Source organism: Kitasatospora sp. NPDC049258 (assembly GCF_040678895.1).
Taxonomy (GTDB): domain Bacteria; phylum Actinomycetota; class Actinomycetes; order Streptomycetales; family Streptomycetaceae; genus Kitasatospora.
Genome location: NZ_JBFAQT010000006.1, coordinates 1 through 17,942 on the forward strand (window position 1 = coordinate 1; position 17,942 = coordinate 17,942).

Sequence of the window (17,942 nt, forward strand, 5' to 3'; positions counted from 1 at the left end):
GCCGTCAACAAGGACCCCGAAGCCCCCATCTTCGAACTCGTCGACTACGGCATCGTCGGAGACCTCTTCACCGTCCTCCCCCAGCTCACCGGCGACACCAAGGCCCGCAAGGGCTGACGGCCGCCACCCTGCGAAGACCCCGTCCACCGGCGCTCGAGCCCGGACGGGGTCTTCGTGCCTCCCGGCCCCGCGGTGGGACCATGGAGGCATGGTGCCACCGCCGGGTACGGCCGCCGGGGGGTCAGCAGCGGTGCGGGGGCCGTCGGCGGCTGCCCCGACCGGCCTGCGGGTCGCCGTGGTCGGCTCGGGCCCGGCCGGCCTCTACACGGCGGAGGCCCTGGTGAAGCAGGCCGGGGCGGCGGGCCGGGGCGAGGTCGAGGTGGACGTCCTGGAGCGGCTGCCGACCCCCTACGGGCTGGTGCGCTACGGCGTGGCCCCCGACCATCCCTCGATCAGGTCGATCGCCGACTACCTGCGCCGGGTGCTCGAAGACCCGCGGGTGCGGTTCCTCGGCGGCCTGTGCTTCGGCCGGGACCTGACCCGCGAACACCTGCTGACCTGCTACGACGCCGTGGTCTACGCCACCGGCGCGCCCGGGGACCGACGGTTGCGGATCCCCGGCGAGGAGCTGCCGGGCAGCGCCGCGGCCGCCGAGTTCGTCCGCTGGTACTGCGGGCACCCCGACGCCGGCCCCGCCGGGTTCGACCTGGGCGTCGAGTCGGTCGCGGTGATCGGCACCGGCAACGTGGCGCTCGACGTGGCCCGGGTGCTCGCCAGGCCGGCCGTCGACTTCCGGGCCACCGACGTGCCCGAGCCGGTGCTCGCCGCGCTGGCCGCCAGCCGGGTCCGGCGGATCCACCTCGTCGGACGCCGCGGGCCCGCCCAGGCCAGGTTCACCACCAGGGAACTGCGCGCGCTCGGCGCGCTGCCGGCCGGCGAGGTCGTGGTGGACCGCGCCGACCTCGACCTCGACGCCTTCGACCCGACCGGGGAGAGCACCCGGCTGGCCCGGGAGGACCGCCGGGTCCGGGACAACCTCGCCGTGCTCGCGCAGTGGGCCGACCGCGTGCCCGAGGGCCGTCCGCGCCGGGTGACGGTCGGCTTCTGGCAACAGCCGGTGGAGATCCTGGGCACCGACCGGGTGCGCGCCCTGCGCCTGGAGCGGACCGGGCTGGACGCCTCGGGCCGGCTGGTCGGCACCGGCCGGTACCGCACCCTTCCGGTGCAGCTGGTGCTCCGCTCGGTCGGCTACCGCAGCGCCCCGCTGCCCGGCGTGCCCTTCGACGAGCGCCGGGCGGTGGTGCCCAACGACGAGGGGCGGGTGCTCGGCCCCGACGGCCGGGCGCGGCCGGGCGAGTACGTGGTCGGCTGGCTCAAGCGGGGGCCCACCGGTGTGATCGGCTCCAACAAGTCCGACGCGGCGCAGACGGTCCGCGCCCTGCTCGCCGATCCGGCGCCGGACGGTGCGGCGGCGCCGCGCGGGGCCGGGGCGAGGCCGCGGCTGACCGAGCTGCTCGCGGAGCGCGGCGTGCGGCCGGTGAGCTACGCGGACTGGCTGGCCATCGACCGGCGCGAGCAGGCGCTCGCGGCCGAACTCGGGCGCGGCGCCCGGGTGAAACTCTCCGGCTGGGCCGCGCTCGACGGCGCCCACGGCCACGGGCCCGCTGCCGGCGGCCGGTGAGGGACGGCGGCAGCGGGCCCGCGGCCCGGGGCGGAGGTCAGTAGGGCCGGACCAGGACGTGCGCCGCGCCGGGGATGCCGATCTTCAGCAGCTCGTCCTCCTCGGGCGTGGTCGGGGTGCCGGTCTCCTGCTTGAGCACGGCCCGGGAGAGGTTCTGCACCCACATCGCGCGCGGGCGCCGCCGGGCCTGCCAGGCGGCGAGCGCGGCAGGGAGGTCGGCCTCCTCCTCCAGCGACCGGGCCAGCACCAGGGCGTCCTCGACGGCCATCGCCGCGCCCTGGGCCAGGTGCGGGGTGGAGGCGTGCGCGGCGTCACCGGCCAGCACCACCCGGCCCACGTGCCAGGGCTCCTCGACGGTGACCTGGGAGATCCGCGAGTACACCACCGCGGCGGGGTCGGTGACCTCGGTGAGCGCCTCGGCGACCGGGCCGGCGAAGGCGGCGAGCCGCTCGGCCAGCTGCCGGTGCGCGCGCTCCGGGTCCGGCCGGAAGTCCTCGGCCTCGGCGAAGACCGCGCCCAGGTACATCAGTTCGTCCGTGATCGGGGTGAGCAGGGCCTTGGCGGTGCGGTCGCCGGTGCTCATCAGCACGCCCTGCACCTCGGGCTGCCGGGGCACGGTGACCCGCCAGTTGGCGAAGCCGGTGTACTCGGGGGCGTAGCGCTCGCCGTACAGCCGCCTGCGCAGCGGGGAACCGATCCCGTCGAAGCCGACCACCAGGTCCCAGCGGCCGGTGCTGCCGTCGGCGAGCGTGACGTCCACCCCCGCGCCGTCGTCGGCCAGTTCGGTGATGGTGGTGCCGAAGGTGAGCTCGGCGCCGGCCGCGGTGGCGGCCGCGCCGAGCACGGCGGCCAGGGCCGGGCGCGGGATGCCGAGGCTGGCGGGCGCCTCCGCCATCCGGGGCTGCGGGATCTTGGCGAGGGTGTTGCCCACCGGGTCGCAGATGGTCAGGGTGTCCCAGGCGAACCCGGCCGCCAGGCAGTCGTCGAGCACGCCGATCTCGCGCATCACGTGCAGCGCGTTGGAGGGCTGGATGATGCCGACGCCGAGGGCGTCCAGCTCGCCGCGCAGCTCGGCGACGCGGACCAGGTGGCCGCGCCGGGCGAGGGCGGTGGCCAGCGTGAGGCCGCCGATGCCGCCACCGTGGATCAGGACGCGCAGGGGGGTTGCCATGTCAGTGTCTCCGTGGAGGTCGAGGGCCGGGCGAGGACGGGAACAGCGGTCAGCCGACCGGGGCCGGGTCGGGCAGGGCCATCAGGTGGTCGACCAGCGCGAGCAGCGCGTCCCGGCCGAAGGTCCGCTCGCGGACGTCGCCGACCAGCAGCGGGATGTGCGGGTCCAGGTCCAGGGCGGCCCGGATCTCCTGCGCGCTGCGGGTGTTGCGGCCGTGGAAGCAGTTGATCGCGACCACGAACGGGATGCCCCGGCTCTCGAAGAAGTCGATCGAGGCGAAGCTGCTCTCCAGCCGCCGGGTGTCGGCGATCACCACCCCGCCGAGGGCGCCGTTGACCAGGTCGTTCCACATGAACCAGAACCGCTCCTGGCCCGGGGTGCCGAACAGGTAGACCACCAGCTCGGGGCTGACGGTGATCCGGCCGAAGTCCAGGGCCACCGTGGTGGTGTCCTTGCGGTCGATCCCCGCCAGGTCGTCGACGCCCTCGCTGGCCCGGGTCAGGTACTCCTCGGTGCGCAGCGGGGCGACCTCGCTGACCGCGCCGACCATGGTGGTCTTGCCCACCCCGAAGCCGCCCGCGATCAGGATCTTCACGGCGGCCTGGGCCGCCTGGCTGTCTGTCATCTCACTCACAGGGTGTCTCGGCCGGTCGCGCGGTGGGGCCGGCGGCCGGTCGGTGGGGCGGGCGGGGAGGTGGACGCGGGTCAGAGCCGTCTCAGGCCCTCGCGCACGGCGGTGAGCAGTCCGAGGTCGGCCCGGCCGCCGACGGCGACCGCGAGCGGGGCCCGGGCCAGCAGCAGCCCCTGGGCGACCAGGTCGGCCACCAGGATCTTGGCCAGCGAGACCGGCAGCCGCAGTTCGGCGGCGACCTCGGCCAGGGCGGCGGAGCGCCGGCAGCGCTCCAGCACCACCCGGTGCTCCGGCTGGAGCCCGCGCACGCCCGGCCGGGCCGCCGCCGGGTGTTCGCCGCTCTGGTCCCGGGCCGTGGTCAGCACCGTGATCAGGCTGAAGTCGTCCCGCTCCGGGGCTGTGCGGCCCCGGGTCACGGTGTACGGGCGGACCATCGAGTCCGCCGCGTCGTCCTCGGCCTGCGACTCCTCGTACCAGTGCGGCGGCGGGGTCACCCCAGCCCCCCGCCGCGGGCCCCGAAGGCGTCGAACTCGCCGCGGACCGGGGTGCTGAGCTTCTGGCCGACCTGCTGCACCAGCTTGTGCATGGCCAGCGACATCAGCTCGGCGTCGACCTCCTGGGAGGCGGTCACCGCGAGGTGGGTGCCCTGGCCGGCGGTGATGACGAACAGCCACAGCTCGGCCAGCTCGACGATGACCTGGTGCACCGGGCCGCCGTCGAAGAGCTGGCCGACCCCGCGCGCCAGGCTCTGCTGGCCGGTGGCGACGGCGGCCAGCCGCTCCGCGTCCGCGCGCTCGATGCTCCGCGAGTGGCTGACCACCAAGCCGTCGTCGGAGAGCAGGACGGCGTTTCTGGTCCCGGGCACCGAGTCCACGAGGCCGTCGAGCAGCCAGTCGAGATCCTGATGGGTGGCGGTGGTGCGCGTCATGACCGGTCTTCCGTCGTAGGGATGGGGGTTTCCTGCCCGGGGGCGGCGAGGTTCTCGAACGCTCCCGGGTTCTCCCGGGCCGCCCTGGACCGCCGCTGGAACGCCCCGATCGCCGCGCCGGCCCGGCGGGGAGCCGGTCGGAGCATCGGGTTCTCGTCCCAACGGGGCGGTCTCGGGCGGGTCCTGGGCTCGTCCGAGGCGATCCGCAGCTCGTCCACCAGGCTGGCCTGGCGGACCCGGCGGGGCAGCGGCGGCTCGCTCTGCGGCGCGGGGGCCGGCGGCTCGGGCTGCTGCCACCGGGGCGGCGTGCTCGGGGTGTAGGGGTCGCCCGGCGCGAAGGGGTCGCCCGGCGCGAAGGGGTCGGCCGGGGCGTACGGGTCGGCCGGGGCGTACGGGTCGGCCGGCGCGAAGGGCTCCGCGGGTGCGAACGGCTCGCCGTACGAGGGCGGTCCGCCGTGGGGCAGTTCCGGCACCGGGCGGAGGGACTCCTGCCCGCCGGCGTACGGGAGTTCGGCGACCGGGCGGCGATGCTCCTGCCCGAGCGGGCCCGGGGGCAGCTCGGGGGCGGTGGCCCGGGCCAGCGCCTCGCCGCGGGAGCGGGTCGGCAGCGCGTCGGTGGGCGCGACGTCCGGCACCGCGCGCAGCCCGGGCGGCGGGACCAGCAGGGCGTCCGGGAGCAGCAGGATCGCCCGGGTGCCGCCGAACGCCGAGGGACGGAACTCGACCCGCAGCCCGTGGTGGGCGGCCAGCCGGGAGATCACGTGGAAGCCCAGCCGGATGTCCTCGGTGTGCGCGAGCACGTCCAGTCGGGGCGGCCGGCTCATCAGCTCGTTGGCCGCGGCCAGTTGCTCCTCGTCCATGCCGAGGCCGCGGTCCTCGACCTCGATCGCCAGGCCGCGGCCGACGGCGCCGGCCCGGACCTCCACCGGGGTGGGCGGCGGGGAGAAGCTCAGCGCGTTCTCGATCAGCTCGGCCACGATGTGCGCGACCGGGCCGACCGCACGCTCCGACAGCCAGGGACTGCCGTCGAGGTCGAGCACCACCCGGGTGTAGTCCTGGACCTCGCCCTGGGCGGCGCGCAGCACGTCCAGCAGCGGGACCGGCTTGCGCCAACGCCGGTGCGGGGTGCCGCCGGCCAGGATCACCAGGTTCTCCTCGTAGCGGCGCAGGCGCGCGGTGAGGTGGTCGAGGTCGAAGAGGCCCTCCAGCACCTCCGGGTCCTCGTGCCGGCGCTCCAGCTCGTCCAGCTTGCGCAGCTGCTGGCCGATCAGCAGCTGGGTGCGGCGGGCGATCCGCTGGAGCAGCTTCTCGAAGCCGCGGTGCTGGTCGGCCTGGCGCACGGCGGCGGCGATCGCGCTGGAGCGGGCGAGGTCGAGCGCCGCGCCCAGCCGGGAGAGCTCGTCGCCGGTGCCGGCCTGCGGCTCGTCCTCGATGGCGGCCGCCTCGGCGGCGGCGTCGATCTGCTCGCCCTGGGCGAGGCGCTCCACCACCTCCGGCAGGGTGCGCTCCAACTGCTCGGCGCGCTCCTGGAGTTCGGTGATCCGGCGGCGCATCGAGCGGGTCAGCCGCCAGGTGGTGACGATCACCGCGACGACCGCGAACAGGCCGATCACGCTGGTGAGCACCACGGTCAGCAGCAGGTGGGTGATCGAGCCGAGGCCGACGTCGACCACGCTGCTGGTCCTGGACTCCATCAGGGCGACCAGCTTGGGGGTCAGCTGGTCCATGGCCTGGCGCCACTTCTGCTGGTTGGGCGCGAGCGCCACGGTGCCGGCCGGATCGGCCGCGGTGGGCTTCAGCAGGGCCTGCTCGACCTCGGTCTTGGCCTGCCAGGCCGGGCTCCTGACGATCTCCTGCCACATCGCGGTCTCGGCCGGCGACAGGTAGGGCGCCACCTCGGTGCCGTAGCGGAACGGCTGCTCGTTCACGGCTTGCTGGACCTGCTGGTAGTCCTGGACGGAGAGCTTGCCGGCCGGCCAGCCGCGGGCCAGCAGCGCGTCCGAGCGGGAGATCATCTCCTTGGTCCAGAACAGCCCGATCAGCGGCTGGGAGATGGTGGTGACCTTGCCGTCGTCGACATGGCTGAGGGCGGTGAACAGCCGCAGGTCGACCGCGATCAGGTCGGTGTAGTAGCGGTAGACCGTGGCCTGCCGGTCGGCCGAGCCGCCCTCGTCCACGGCGGCCCGCTGGGCGTCGAGGCGGCCCATCGCCTGCCGGGCCTGGAGGACCGCGTCGCGCACCTCGGCGGGCGCGTCGGAGGCGGTGACCCCGGACAGCTTCTCGAAGGTGGCGATCGCCTCGTCGGTCTTGCGGCGCTGATCGCGCAGCTGGTCGCCGACGCTGCCGGGCTTGGCGATCGCCTCGGCGCTGAGCCGGCGCTCCTCCTGGAGGTTGTAGTACACGATGTTGGACGGCTGGCCGGCCTGCTGGGCCAGCTGCCCCTGGGCGGCCATCCGCTGGAAGCTGATGAAGGTCTCGCCGGTGGTCGCCGCCCAGAGCGCGGCCAGGGCGAGACCCGGCACCACGGCCAGGATCAGCAGTGCGGACCGCAGGGACATCCGGGACCGGCGGCGGGTCCGGGTGGTCCGTCGGGAGGCCGTGGGAGCCGACGACTCGGCCACCGCCCCCTGCTTCGTTGGGGCGATCCGCCGAGACGCACGCGCGCGCAGGGCATTCTCCTTGGAGACGGCGGCCGCCGTTGCCGATGACCGTGTCTGGTAAGAACATTGACGGGTGGATATTAGTCATATCGCATATCAACCACGAAACCTCGGCTGATAGTTCACGCGACGTTACATTCCACCCGCATGCCCCGCCCGGCCCCGCCCCACTCCGCCGCTCCGGCCGCCCGGGCCCCGCGAAGGGGCCGCCGGCCGGAGCGTCCTCGCTGATCAACACGGCTGTCCGGACCCGGCCCGGGGCGCCCGCCCCGGCCGCCCGGGCCGCCCAGGGCGGGCCGCCGGCGGTCTACTCCCCCGCGCGGCCCGCCACCTGACGGTCACTCACCGTGCACGGACCTCCGGCCCCGCCCCGGCGCCCGCCCGCCCGGGGTAAGGCCGGCGGGGGTCAGGCGGGCGGGCGCTCGTCCAGCACCTGCTGGAGCTTGCCGGTCCGCGGGTTGGTGACCAGCTCGGAGCGCGGCACCCACTCGACGAGCAGGTGGTGGACGGCTCCGGAGGCCACCTCCGCCGGGTACAGCGGGCGGGCCCGGTAGACGGCCTCGATCAACCGGTCGCCCAGGTCCGCGGGCGGCTCCTCGGTGTGGCCCAGCCGCAGGATGAGGCCGTCCCGGCCGTCCCAGCGGCGCTGCACCATCTGCATCCCGGCGATGAACCGTCCGGGGTCGGCGGCGATGAGCACGGCCCGGATGTCCTCGGTCGGCATCGCGACCGTCCCCACCCGGGCCCCCTCGATCGACCGGCCGAGGATCCGGAAGCGCCGGCACTCGGGGTCGACCCACTCGGCGCGATCGCCGGCCGGGTAGCGGATGATCGGCATCAGGGTGCGGAACAGGTTGGTCACCAGCACCCGGCCGGGCACGCCCGGGGAGGTGATCGGCGCGCCGGTGACGTCGTCGACGAGCTCCACCAGCGTCCGGTTCGGGAAGGCCTCGTGCACCCGGACGTCGTCGCCCGGCACCGGACTGCCGACCAGTCCGGCGTCCACCGAGGCGTAGCCCACCGACGAGACGGCGGCCTTGGGGAAGGCCCGCGACAGGATCGGCCGCAGGTCGTCGAAGAGCAGGTCGCCGCCGAACAGCAGCAGTTCCACCGAGTCGGCCACCTCCCCGCGCTGGACCAGGCGTTCGGCCACCGCGCTGAGTTTCATCGGCTCGCCCGCCAGCACGTGCACGCCGAAGGTGCCGATCAGGTCGGCGATGTAGTCCTCGGAGGCGGTCCCGCCGACCGGCAGCCGGACGTTGTCCACCGGGGCGTGGTGCAGGGCGTTCTCGATGTAGAGGAAGCCGCCGTACAGCTCGCCGGCGCAGAACAGGTTGGCCACCCGGTGCCCCGGCCTGAGCCCGGCCCGGACCATGCCGGCGCCGAACGCCGTCACCGAGTCGGCGTGCTCCGTCCGGGACCAGGGCGAGAGCTTCGGTGCGCCGGTGGTGCCACCGGTCTTGTAGACGCCGGCGTCGGACAGTGGACCGGTCAGCAGGCGGTTGTCCGGCCAGGTGTTCGCGGCCCAGAAGGCGGCCTGGTCGATGATCGGGAGCTGGGTGAGGTGCGCGACCGTCCGCGGCACGTCGCGGTACGCCTCGGCGTAGAACGGCGAGTGCGTCCGGGCGTGGTCGACCAGCTCTTGAAGCGATTTCGCGGGCACTGCTTCTCCTACTCCTCGGAGGCTTTCGGCGCGTGGGAATCCTGCTCGGGGGCTGCTGGGAGGTCCGGGGCTTCCGGCCGCCCGATCCAGGTACGGGCGAGCCGCTGCACGGTCGAGCCGTCCCGGTCGGCGAGCTTGTGCGCCAGGTACGCGGCGGCCCAGTCGTTGGCGGGCACCCGGAAGGCCGGCCGCTCGGCGCGCAGGGTCCGCACCACCACCTCGGCGACCTCGTGCGCCAGCTGTCCGGCCGTCTCCCAGCCCTGGCCGCCGACCCAGTCGATGTAGTCGGCGAAGGTCGGCGCGTACGGACCGGAGGCGGCCTGGACGCTCGCGCGGTCGATGTCCGGGAAGACCCCGAAGGAGGTGTCGGCCACGAAACCCGGCACCACCAGGGACACCGCCACCCCGTGCGCGCCGGCGACCGGCGCGAGGCTCTCCATGAAGCCCTCCACGGCGAACTTGGCCGCGCAGTAGGCCTCGTTGAACGGCTGGCCGACCACCCCGTGCACGCTGCCGATGGTGATCAGACGGCCCCCGCCGGCCCGCAGCAGCGGCATGGCGGCCCGGCTGACCTCGATCACGCCGAAGAAGTTCACCTCCAGGTTGGCCCGCAGCGCCGCCGTCGTCGACATCTCCAGGGTGGGGTCGAAGTTGGAGATCCCGGCGTTGTTGACCACCGCGTCCAGCCGGCCGTAATCGCGCTCCACGCCGCCGACGCAGGCCGCGACGGAGTCCGGGTCGGTCACGTCCAGGCGGCGGACGTCCACCGTCACGCCGGCCCGCTGCGCCGCCTCACGCAGCGGCCGGGCCCGGCCCGGCTCCCGCATGGTCGCCACCGTGGTGAACCCGGCCCGCGCCGCGGCGACCGCGGTGGCCAGCCCGATGCCCGAGGAGCACCCGGTGATCAGCACGATCCCGTGTTCCGCCGTCATGACGCACGGTCCGCGAGCGCGGGCTCGGTGCCCTCGGCGGGCCCGGTGCCCTCCACCGGAGCGGCCTGCGGCGCCGTCTCGGCCTTCGCCGCGTCCAGCAGCGGCTGGATCCGCACCGCGGCCAGGAACGAGCAGGCGGCGAGCAGCGTGCCGCCGGCCATCACCGCCCGGGCCGCGCCCAGGATGCCCAGCGGTCCGGTCAGCACGGTGACGGCCAGCCCGCCGACCAGCGCGGCCAGCGGGATCACGCCCCAGGTCACCGTCCGGAACGCGGCGTGCATCACGCCCTGGTGCTGCGCCGACATCCGCGACTGCCGGGTGGGCGCGCTGCACACGTTGATGCAGGACATGAAGAAGCCGTAGCAGCCCATCGTCACCGCGATCACCGGCCCGGCCGGCAGCGCGGGCGCGGCGAGCACACCGAGACCGACCAGGCAGTGCAGCAGCAGCGACCAGGCCAACGTCCGTCCGGTGCCCAGCCGTTGGCTGATCCTCGGGGCGACCACGGCGCCGACCAGGGCGCCCACCGCCGCGACCGACATGGCCGTGCCGAAGGCGCCGACCGACAGCCCGAGCCCCCGGTAGGCGAGGACCGGCAGCACGGTGACGAAGACCGGACCGCCGGAGTTCAGCGTCACCGCCGCGATCACCACCCGGCGCAGCACCGGGTCGGCCCAGTTCAGCCGGAAGCCCGCCGTCAGCCGCTCCCGGACGGTGCCCGCCACCACCGTCCGCTCGCCCCAGGGGCGCATGAAGCGGAAGCACACCGCCGAGACCAGGTAGCTGGCCGCGTCCACCAGCAGGGCTGCCACCCCGAGCGCGCTGTAGAGGCCGGCCGCGATCGACGGCCCGGCCACCTCGGAGACCGAGCCACTGCCCTCCAGGCGGGCATAGGCGCGGACGAGGTGCTCCTCCTCCACCACCGCCGGGACGGCCACCAGGTAGCCGACGTTGAAGAAGATGGTCGCGCCGCTGATCACCGCCACGCAGCCGACCAGCAGCGGCGTCGAGAGCCACCCCTGCCAGTACGCCAGCGGGATGACCGCCACCGCCACCAGCCGGAGCAGGTCGCAGACGAGCATCGTCCGGCGCTTGTCCCACCGGTCGACCAGCACGCCGGCCACCGGGCCGAGCAGCGGGATGCCCAGGTACTGGGCCATCGCCACGATGCCCACCTGGAGCGCGCTCGCGTGCAGCACGAAGATCATCAGGGTCGGCACCACGAAGACGGTCACCCGGTCGCCGACCGTGCTCACCGTCTGGCCGGCCCAGAACAGGTTGAACCCGCGCCCCAGCGCGGCGGGCCGTCGCGGCTTCACGACTCCTCCCGGACGACGAACCCGGCGGTCTTGCCGGTCCGTTCGTTGCTGATCAGCGCGTCGACCCGGCGCACCCGGACGGACTCCGGATCGTGCTGGAAGGCGGTGCTCAGGGTGAAGGTCGCGGACAGCAGGTCCTTGCGCAGCCGCTCGGTGTCGACCGCGGCGCCCTGGTCGGTCAGCAGCAGGACGTCGACCCCGGTGGCCCGGCCCCGGTCCTCGGTGATCAGGATCTGGGCCCGGGAGACCCCCTGCTCCCGTTCCACCCGCGCGATGACCTGGTCCACGTGCAGCCCCAGGCCCCGTACCTGCACCACGCTGTCCCGGCGGCCCAGCACCTGCATCGCCCGGCCCGGCCGTCCGCACGGGCAGGCCACCAACCGGCCGGCGTCACCGGTCCGGTAGCGCAGCACGGGGTTCAGCATCCGCGGGTCGAGCGTGGTGAAGTCCAGCAGGTCGTCCTCGCCGACGTGCACCAGCTGCTCGGGCAGCGGGTGGAAGGTGTCGGCCGGGCAGTCGGGGGTGTTGGTCCCGACCACCCAGGTCTCGGTGCTGCCGAACATGCCCCAGCGGCGCGCCCGCGGGGCGACCACCGCCATGTCGTCGGCCAGTTGGGGCTGCCACGCCTCGCCCAGCCAGAGCACCTTGCGCAGGGCCGGCAGGCTCAGCCCGGCCGCCCGCGCCTCGGCGAACCACATCCGCAGCACGCTCGGCGTCCCGCCGATCGCGGTGACCTTGCGGTCGACGAAGAACGCCAGCCAGTCGGCGTACTCCTCCCTGGTGACCGAGCCGAGCGCGATGACCTGACACTCCGAGAGGTCGGCCAGTGCGGCGACCAGGAAGTGCGCGCCCCACATCCGGCCGGCGCCCCAGGCGTTGACGAAGACGTCCGCGCGGTCCAGCGGCTGCCAGTGCGCGTGCACACCGCTCATGTAGAAGCCGGTGGGCGCGTAGCCGACCTTGGGCGCGCCGGTGCTGCCGCCGCTCTGGAACAGCCAGGTGGCGCCCTGCTCGGCCTTGGGCTCCAGGTGCGCCAGGGCCACGTTGAGGTCGTCCTTCACCAGCGGCGCCAGCGCGGCGAGGTCGTCGAGGGTACGCGGCTCGGGCCGGCCCTCGTAGCGCGGTGCCAGCGCGGGCACGGTGCGCAGCAGCTCCAGCGAGTGCCGGGCGACCTGCAGCCGCGGCTCGGCCGCCTCCGGTGACAGCGAGAACCCGGTCATCTCGTCGCCTCCTTCGCGTCCTTCGCGTCCTTCGCGTCCTTCGGGCCGAGCGCTACCGCCGGGCCGTCGCCGCCGTTGGCCAGCCACTTGGCGTGGGCGTCCCGGTAGGCGACGAAGCGGGCCCGGGTGACGTCCCGCTGGAGCGTGCGCTGCGGATCGTCGTAGTCCGGGGCGATCACGCCGTCCGGTTCGAGCTCGGAGAACCAGAACCGCTCGCCGTCGAAGAGGAAGTCCACGCAGAAGAACGGGATCGGGAACTTCTCCGCGAAGTAGGCGGTCGCCGCGGCCAGTTCCGCCGGCACCGGGGGGAACTCCATCAGCCCGCCCCGGCTGGCGTTGGCCACCGGCGAACCCGGCAGCGGGGTGCGCTTCATCAGGGCGTACGGCTTCCCGTCGACCACGTAGACCCGGTAGTCGATCGTGCCGTCGCCGAGATAGGGCTGGATCACCAGGGAGGTGTCGCCGCCCTGGGCCAGGCTGGCCAGGCCGCGGATCTCCTCGGCGTTGCGCGCCAGGTTGACCCCGCCGCCACCGCACCAGCCGGCCGGCTTGACGATCGCCGGGTAGGTCAGGTGCTCCAGGGCCACCTCGTAGAGGTGCTTGCCGATGTCCCGGCCGGTGCCGATCCGAATGGTCGGGATCGCGGGCACCGGGGAGTCGTGCAGGTGGAGGATGGTGGCAAGCTTGTCGTTGCCGATGAGCGAGACCTGCGGCGGGAAGGGCAGGTAGAAGCCGCTCTGTTCGAGCACCGCGTACAGCGCGTACTGGTTGAAGATGTCCATCGACTGGTACGGCAGCGAGTAGAGCGCGGTCACGAAGAGGGTGTCCTGCGGGGTGACCAGCTGGTCGTCGACGTAGACCCGGGGCCGGCCGGGCACGGTGGCGTCGACCGTCACCGCGTCGGGCGAGTGCCTGGTCCAGGTCATCCCCAGGCTCTCGGCGACCTCCGCGTAGAGGTTCCAGAAGAAGTCCTGCCACATCGCGGTCGCCCGACTCGACTCCCGATCGGGGAAGATCCAGCACATCCGGCGCAGCGGGCCGCCGGGGATCGTCGGGTCGGTGGGTTCGCGCGTCGTGGGTATGCTCATCGTGATCCTCACAGGGAAGCGGTCGAAGGCCGGGCGGCGCGCGTGGCGCCCCGGCCGCAAGACTCCGCGGCAACCGCCCGGGTGGGGCGGCGCGGCGGTCACCCGCCTTACGGATGAACCGGGTCGGCGAACCGGAGCGTGGCGGACCGGTGGGCCGGGCCACGGGTGCACCCGGCCCCGGGGCGGGGCCGGCTCGTCGGTTCGCGGTCAGGGCTCATCCGGATTCGGCTCTCCACCATCGCTCGGGTGCGTGGCCGGACGGCCGACCGGCAGTGTCGCACCGGCACGCTCCGGACGGGGCCAACTCTCGCAACGGCACCGAGTCATGTCAATGCTCCGGCAATTCGCGTGACCATTCATCAGATGGCGCTCCACGGTGGCGAATCGGCCCCCCGGCCCCCCGGGCGGTCCGCCCGCACGACGGGGCGTTCCGCCGGCGCGGAGCGGCCTCGCCGGGAGGAAATCACCGATCGCCCCCACCCGTCGATCCGTGCACTGACGCAGCGTCGGATCGCTCGGCGAAATGGCGGAGCGGGCGATGGCCGTGCGTACCGGATCGATGTTCCGCCGGCCCGGAATCGCTGCTGCCGCCCGACCTTCCCGGCGGCCCGGCGGATCGGTCGGCAGCGCGGATCACGGCCCGGCCGCGCCGCTCGCCGGACGGCCGGAGCCACAGGTGGCGCCGCTGATCGCCACCGCGCCGGGCGGCGTGCGGCGGGCGCCTTGCCGCCGACCTGGAGAGGTGGCGTGTACCCGACGAAACAATCCCCGTTCCCGGGCAGCCGCCCACGAGGGAACGGGCAATCACCGGGCGCCCCCACCGCGGCACCGCGAACGGCCCGCTCCGCCGCCCGCGTTCAGCGCGCCCGAGGTCCGCCGCGCCCGCCGGAATTCCCCGGCCTCCCGGCGGAGGCCGATTCAGCGCCGGCCGCCGGATTCGCTCCCCCGGGGCGCCGCGGCGCATTGCCGAAATCGCCCCCGAACATTCGGCGTTGACGACCACGCGGCCGTACCGGTGTCACTCTGTCCCGTGCGGGGCGAAGCGGACGGGTGCCTCGAAGTTGGCCCGGCGGGCCGCCCGGCGGAAGACGGTGAGGACGGCGGGGCCCACGATCAGCACGCACAGGCCGGTGGTGACGGCGCGTCCGGTGTCCCAGCCGAGCGAGGTGGCCAGGTCGAAGAGCAGGTAGCGGTGCCACTGCTCGGTGAAGGGCAGGCCCGGCAGGTAGGCGATCGAGCTGTTCGGGTCGGTGGAGAACGGCCAGAAGGAGAGGTTGAGCAGGAAGCCGAAGAGGTAGCCGGAGACGGCCCCGTACCCGGCCAGCATCAGCACCTCGGCCCGTCCGCGCAGCCGTGGCAGCAGCCCGGCGATCAGGCCGACGAAGGCGCAGCCGAACATCTGGTAGGGCATCCAGGGCCCGACCCCGCCGGTGATGATCGCGGAGGCGAACAGCGAGGTGCAGCCGAGGGTGAAGCCGAACCCGGGGCCGAACACCCGCCCGGCCAGCACCAGGATGAAGAAGACCGTCTCCACACCGGCCGTCCCGGCGCCGAGCGGGCGCAGGCCGGCGTTGACCGCGGACAGCACCCCGAGCATGGCGAGGGCCTTGGCGTCGATGCCGCCGGCGGAGATCTCGGCGATCACCACGGCGAGGACCAGCACCAGCAGGGCTCCGAAGATCAGCGGCGGCGCGTAGGTGGACCCGAACGTCCCCGGCGCGACGACGAACGGCCAGGTGAAGGCGGTCAGGCCGACGAAGGCGGCGAGCGCCACCACGAGACGGGCCCGGCCGGGGATCCGCACGGCGACCCGGGCGGCGGTCACCGGGCGGCCCCCGACGCCACCAGCGCCTGCCCGACCTGGCCGACCGTCAGGTAGGGCAGCGGGGCGAGGATCTTGGCGGTCTGCGGGGCGAAGGTGGGCGAGGCCACGATCACCTCGGCGGTGGGGCCGTCGGCGACGATCTCGCCCTCGGCCATCACCACCACCCGGTCCGCGGCGGCGGCGACGAACTCGACGTCGTGGGTGCAGACCACGACGGTGCGGCCCTCGGCCGCCAGCCGGTCGACGATGCCGATCAGTGCCTCCTTCCCGGGGTGGTCCAGCCCTCGGGTGGGCTCGTCCAGCAGCACCACCTCCGGCGCGGCGGCCAGCTGGATCGCCAGCACCAGGGCCAGTTTCTGTCCCTCGGAGAGGTCCCGGGGGTGACTGTCGTCGGGGATGCCGGGGGCGAGGCGGTCGAGGATCTGCCGGGCCGTCCGATCGGCGTCCGGGCCGGCGTCCAGGTCGCTCCGGTCGAGCTCCTGGGCCACCGACTCCAGGTACAGCAGGTCGGTCGGGGTCTGCGGGACCAGGCCGACCAGCCGTCGGGCCTCGGCCGCGGAGACCTTCTTGGGATCGCTCGCCGCTCCGCCGCCCGCCCGGGTGACCCGGACGCTGCCGCCCTGCCGGGGGCCGGAGCCCTGCAGGGCCCAGAGCAGCGAGGACTTGCCGGAGCCGTTGCGCCCCATCAGCGCGGTGATCTGGCCCGCCCGCAGCTCCAGGCCGACCTCGCGGACGGCGACCACCTGACCGTGGCGCACCACGACCCGCTGCGCGGACAGCACCGTCGGGCCCTCGACCGGCTCCCGGCGCGGCGGCGGGACGGGGTGCCCGGTCAGCCGCTCGCGCAGCGGTGCGGCGGCCCGGCGGGCGTCGCGGACCGACAGCGGCAGCGGTCGCCAGCCGGCCAGGCGGCCGAGGTCGACCACCGGCGGGGCGATCGCCGTGTCGGCGAAGATCTCGGCGGGCGGCCCGTAGCGCACGGTACCGTCACCGGGCAGGTGGGCGACCCGGTCCGCGTACTGGACGACGCGCTCCAGCCGGTGCTCGGCGAGCAACACGGTGACGCCGAGGTCGTGCACCAGGCGGGTGACGGCCGCCAGCACCTCCTCGGCCGCGCTCGGGTCGAGGGCGGAGGTGGGCTCGTCCAGCACCAGGATCCGCGGATGCGCGGTGAGCACCGAGCCGATCGCGACCCGCTGCTGCTGCCCGCCGGAGAGCTCGTGCAGCGCGCGGTGGCGCAGGTCGGCGAGGCCGAGCAGATCGAGGGTCTCCTCGACCCGCTTACGCATCACCTCCGGCGCGACCGCCAGCTGCTCCATCGCGTAGGCGAGCTCCTCCTCGACGGTGTCGGTGACGAACCCGGCCAGCGGGTCCTGGCCCACCACGCCGACCACGTCCGCGAGTTCGCGCGGTGGGTGGTCGGCGGTGTCGCGGCCGTCCACCGTCACCCGGCCGTGCAGGGTGCCGCCGGTGAAGTGCGGCACCAGGCCGTTGACCGCACCCAGCAGGGTGGACTTGCCGGCCCCGGTGCGGCCGACCACCAGGCAGAGTTCGCCCTCGGGGATGTGCAGGTCGACGTCGCGCAGCACGGGGGCACGGTCGCCGTCGTACACCACGCTGACCTGGTCGAAGCGGATCACTTGGTCACCTCGGTGCGGGTGCGGTCGGTGCCGGTCGCGGGGCCGGCGGGCCGCCGGCCGGGCAGGGCGGCGGGCGCGGGTGTGCGGCCGGGCGGCGGGGAGAGCACCCCGGCGGCGCCGGCGAGCAGCACGGCCAGCACCGGCACCACCGGCAGGGTCGGCCAACTCAGCGGGTACAGGGACGGGTTGAGGTCGGTGGCGGAGTACCCCACGCTGACCGAGAGCAGCACGGCAGCGCTCACCCCGCAGCCCGCGACGCCCCACTCGGCGGCCCGCCACGGATCCGGCCGGTAGGTGGTGCGCCGCACCCGGCGCCCGCCGAGCGCCAGGCCCCCGGCGCACAGCGCCGAGCCCGCCGCCAGCGCGGGCAGGCCCAGCAGCGGCGGCGCGGTGCCGTCGAGCAGCCCGTACACGCCGGCGCACAGGCCGCCCATGCCGAGCAGCATCAGCGCCCCGGTGGCCCGCCGGGAGGCCCGGGTGGCGGTGCCCGAGCGGCCGTAGCCCCGGGAGTCCATCGCGGCGGCCAGGTGCAGCGAGCGCTCCAGCGCGTCCTCCAGGACCGGGACGACGATGCTGCGCAGAGCACGGATGCCCTTGCTCCGGCCGGCCCGCAGCCGCCGCGCCCGCACCACCCGCTGGACGCTCTGCACCAGTTGCGGGGCGACGCTGACGGACACCGTGACGGCGACCCCGAGCTCGTACAGCGCCCCGGGCAGCACCCGCAGGGCGCGCTTGGGGTTGGCCAGGGTGTTGGCCGCGCCGATGCAGCACAGCAGGCAGGCCAGCCGCAGGCCGTCGGTGGCGGCCGACAGGGTGGCCTCGAGCGAGACCGGACCGCCGATCCGGATGCCCGCGTACCAGGCGGGGGTCGGGATGTGCGGGAGGGAGAAGATCAGGTGGTCGTGCGGGGTGATGCCGGTCGCGAAGACGCAGCGGAAGGCCACCCGGATCGCCACCACGGTCAGCGCCAGCCACAGGTAGTACGTGAAGCCCCGGGCCCACGGCGCCTCGGTGCGGCGGGCGGTGACCACGTAGCCGAGCACGGCGAGCACCAGGAAGAGCAGCAGCGGGTTGGTGGTGCGGCTGGCGGCGGTGGCGAGCGCGAGCGCCCAGATCCACCAGGCGAACGGATGGAGGTCGCGCGGCACACGGCGGCCGGCGGTGTTCCGGTCGAGCTGGGGCAC

Annotated in this window: 14 protein-coding genes and 1 pseudogene; 2 read left to right on the forward strand and 13 right to left on the reverse strand. The window is 74.6% G+C overall.

From position 1 onward, the window contains the following. Together AB0K43_RS07350 and AB0K43_RS07355 are read left to right on the forward strand one after the other, a co-directional pair. Positions 1-117 (forward strand): annotated as a pseudogene (locus AB0K43_RS07350) (electron transfer flavoprotein subunit alpha/FixB family protein); the annotation flags it as partial. 91 nt (positions 118-208) lie between these two features. Next, positions 209-1,681: an FAD-dependent oxidoreductase gene (locus tag AB0K43_RS07355; protein ID WP_363636758.1), complete on the forward strand. Its 1,473-nt coding sequence runs from the start codon at positions 209-211 to the stop codon at positions 1,679-1,681. Between the two features lie 37 nt (positions 1,682-1,718). Here the strand turns inward: AB0K43_RS07355 and AB0K43_RS07360 are convergent, their stop codons facing one another. From AB0K43_RS07360 to AB0K43_RS07420, 13 genes are all read right to left on the reverse strand, one after another. Further along, the gene (locus AB0K43_RS07360) at positions 1,719-2,852 is read right to left on the reverse strand and encodes an FAD-dependent monooxygenase (protein WP_363636760.1); all 1,134 of its coding nucleotides are present in this window, start codon (positions 2,850-2,852) and stop codon (positions 1,719-1,721) included. Positions 2,853-2,901: 49 nt separating this feature from the next. Further along, positions 2,902-3,477, reverse strand: coding sequence for an ATP/GTP-binding protein (locus AB0K43_RS07365; protein WP_363636762.1), 576 nt, complete (start codon positions 3,475-3,477; stop codon positions 2,902-2,904). A gap of 80 nt (positions 3,478-3,557) precedes the next feature. Then, entirely contained in the window at positions 3,558-3,917 is a 360-nt protein-coding gene (locus AB0K43_RS07370; protein ID WP_363637144.1) for a DUF742 domain-containing protein, read from the reverse strand. A gap of 56 nt (positions 3,918-3,973) precedes the next feature. Beyond that, positions 3,974-4,411: a roadblock/LC7 domain-containing protein gene (locus AB0K43_RS07375; protein WP_363636764.1), complete on the reverse strand. Its 438-nt coding sequence runs from the start codon at positions 4,409-4,411 to the stop codon at positions 3,974-3,976. Then, complete coding sequence (locus AB0K43_RS07380) at positions 4,408-6,969, reverse strand: nitrate- and nitrite sensing domain-containing protein (RefSeq protein ID WP_363636766.1); 2,562 nt, start codon at positions 6,967-6,969, stop codon at positions 4,408-4,410. The genes AB0K43_RS07375 and AB0K43_RS07380 overlap by 4 nt, the downstream gene beginning before the upstream one ends. A gap of 508 nt (positions 6,970-7,477) precedes the next feature. Next, positions 7,478-8,734, reverse strand: a complete 1,257-nt coding sequence (locus AB0K43_RS07385; RefSeq protein WP_363636768.1) for a phenylacetate--CoA ligase family protein — start codon at positions 8,732-8,734, stop codon at positions 7,478-7,480. 8 nt (positions 8,735-8,742) lie between these two features. Then, complete coding sequence (locus tag AB0K43_RS07390) at positions 8,743-9,666, reverse strand: SDR family NAD(P)-dependent oxidoreductase (RefSeq protein WP_363636770.1); 924 nt, start codon at positions 9,664-9,666, stop codon at positions 8,743-8,745. Beyond that, positions 9,663-10,985, reverse strand: a complete 1,323-nt coding sequence (locus tag AB0K43_RS07395; protein ID WP_363636772.1) for an MFS transporter — start codon at positions 10,983-10,985, stop codon at positions 9,663-9,665. The genes AB0K43_RS07390 and AB0K43_RS07395 overlap by 4 nt, the downstream gene beginning before the upstream one ends. Beyond that, positions 10,982-12,205 (reverse strand): AMP-binding protein, encoded by a 1,224-nt coding sequence (locus AB0K43_RS07400; protein WP_363636774.1) that lies wholly within the window; start codon positions 12,203-12,205, stop codon positions 10,982-10,984. The genes AB0K43_RS07395 and AB0K43_RS07400 overlap by 4 nt, the downstream gene beginning before the upstream one ends. Continuing rightward, a complete protein-coding gene (locus AB0K43_RS07405; protein WP_363636776.1) occupies positions 12,202-13,293 on the reverse strand; it encodes a hypothetical protein in 1,092 nt (363 codons plus the stop codon). Before AB0K43_RS07405 ends, AB0K43_RS07400 begins: the two co-directional genes overlap by 4 nt. Positions 13,294-14,311: 1,018 nt before the next feature. Continuing rightward, entirely contained in the window at positions 14,312-15,118 is an 807-nt protein-coding gene (locus AB0K43_RS07410; protein ID WP_363636778.1) for an ECF transporter S component, read from the reverse strand. Then, positions 15,115-16,758 (reverse strand): ATP-binding cassette domain-containing protein, encoded by a 1,644-nt coding sequence (locus AB0K43_RS07415; RefSeq protein ID WP_363636780.1) that lies wholly within the window; start codon positions 16,756-16,758, stop codon positions 15,115-15,117. Before AB0K43_RS07415 ends, AB0K43_RS07410 begins: the two co-directional genes overlap by 4 nt. After that, the gene (locus tag AB0K43_RS07420; protein ID WP_363636782.1) at positions 16,755-17,942 is read right to left on the reverse strand and encodes a CbiQ family ECF transporter T component; all 1,188 of its coding nucleotides are present in this window, start codon (positions 17,940-17,942) and stop codon (positions 16,755-16,757) included. The genes AB0K43_RS07415 and AB0K43_RS07420 overlap by 4 nt, the downstream gene beginning before the upstream one ends.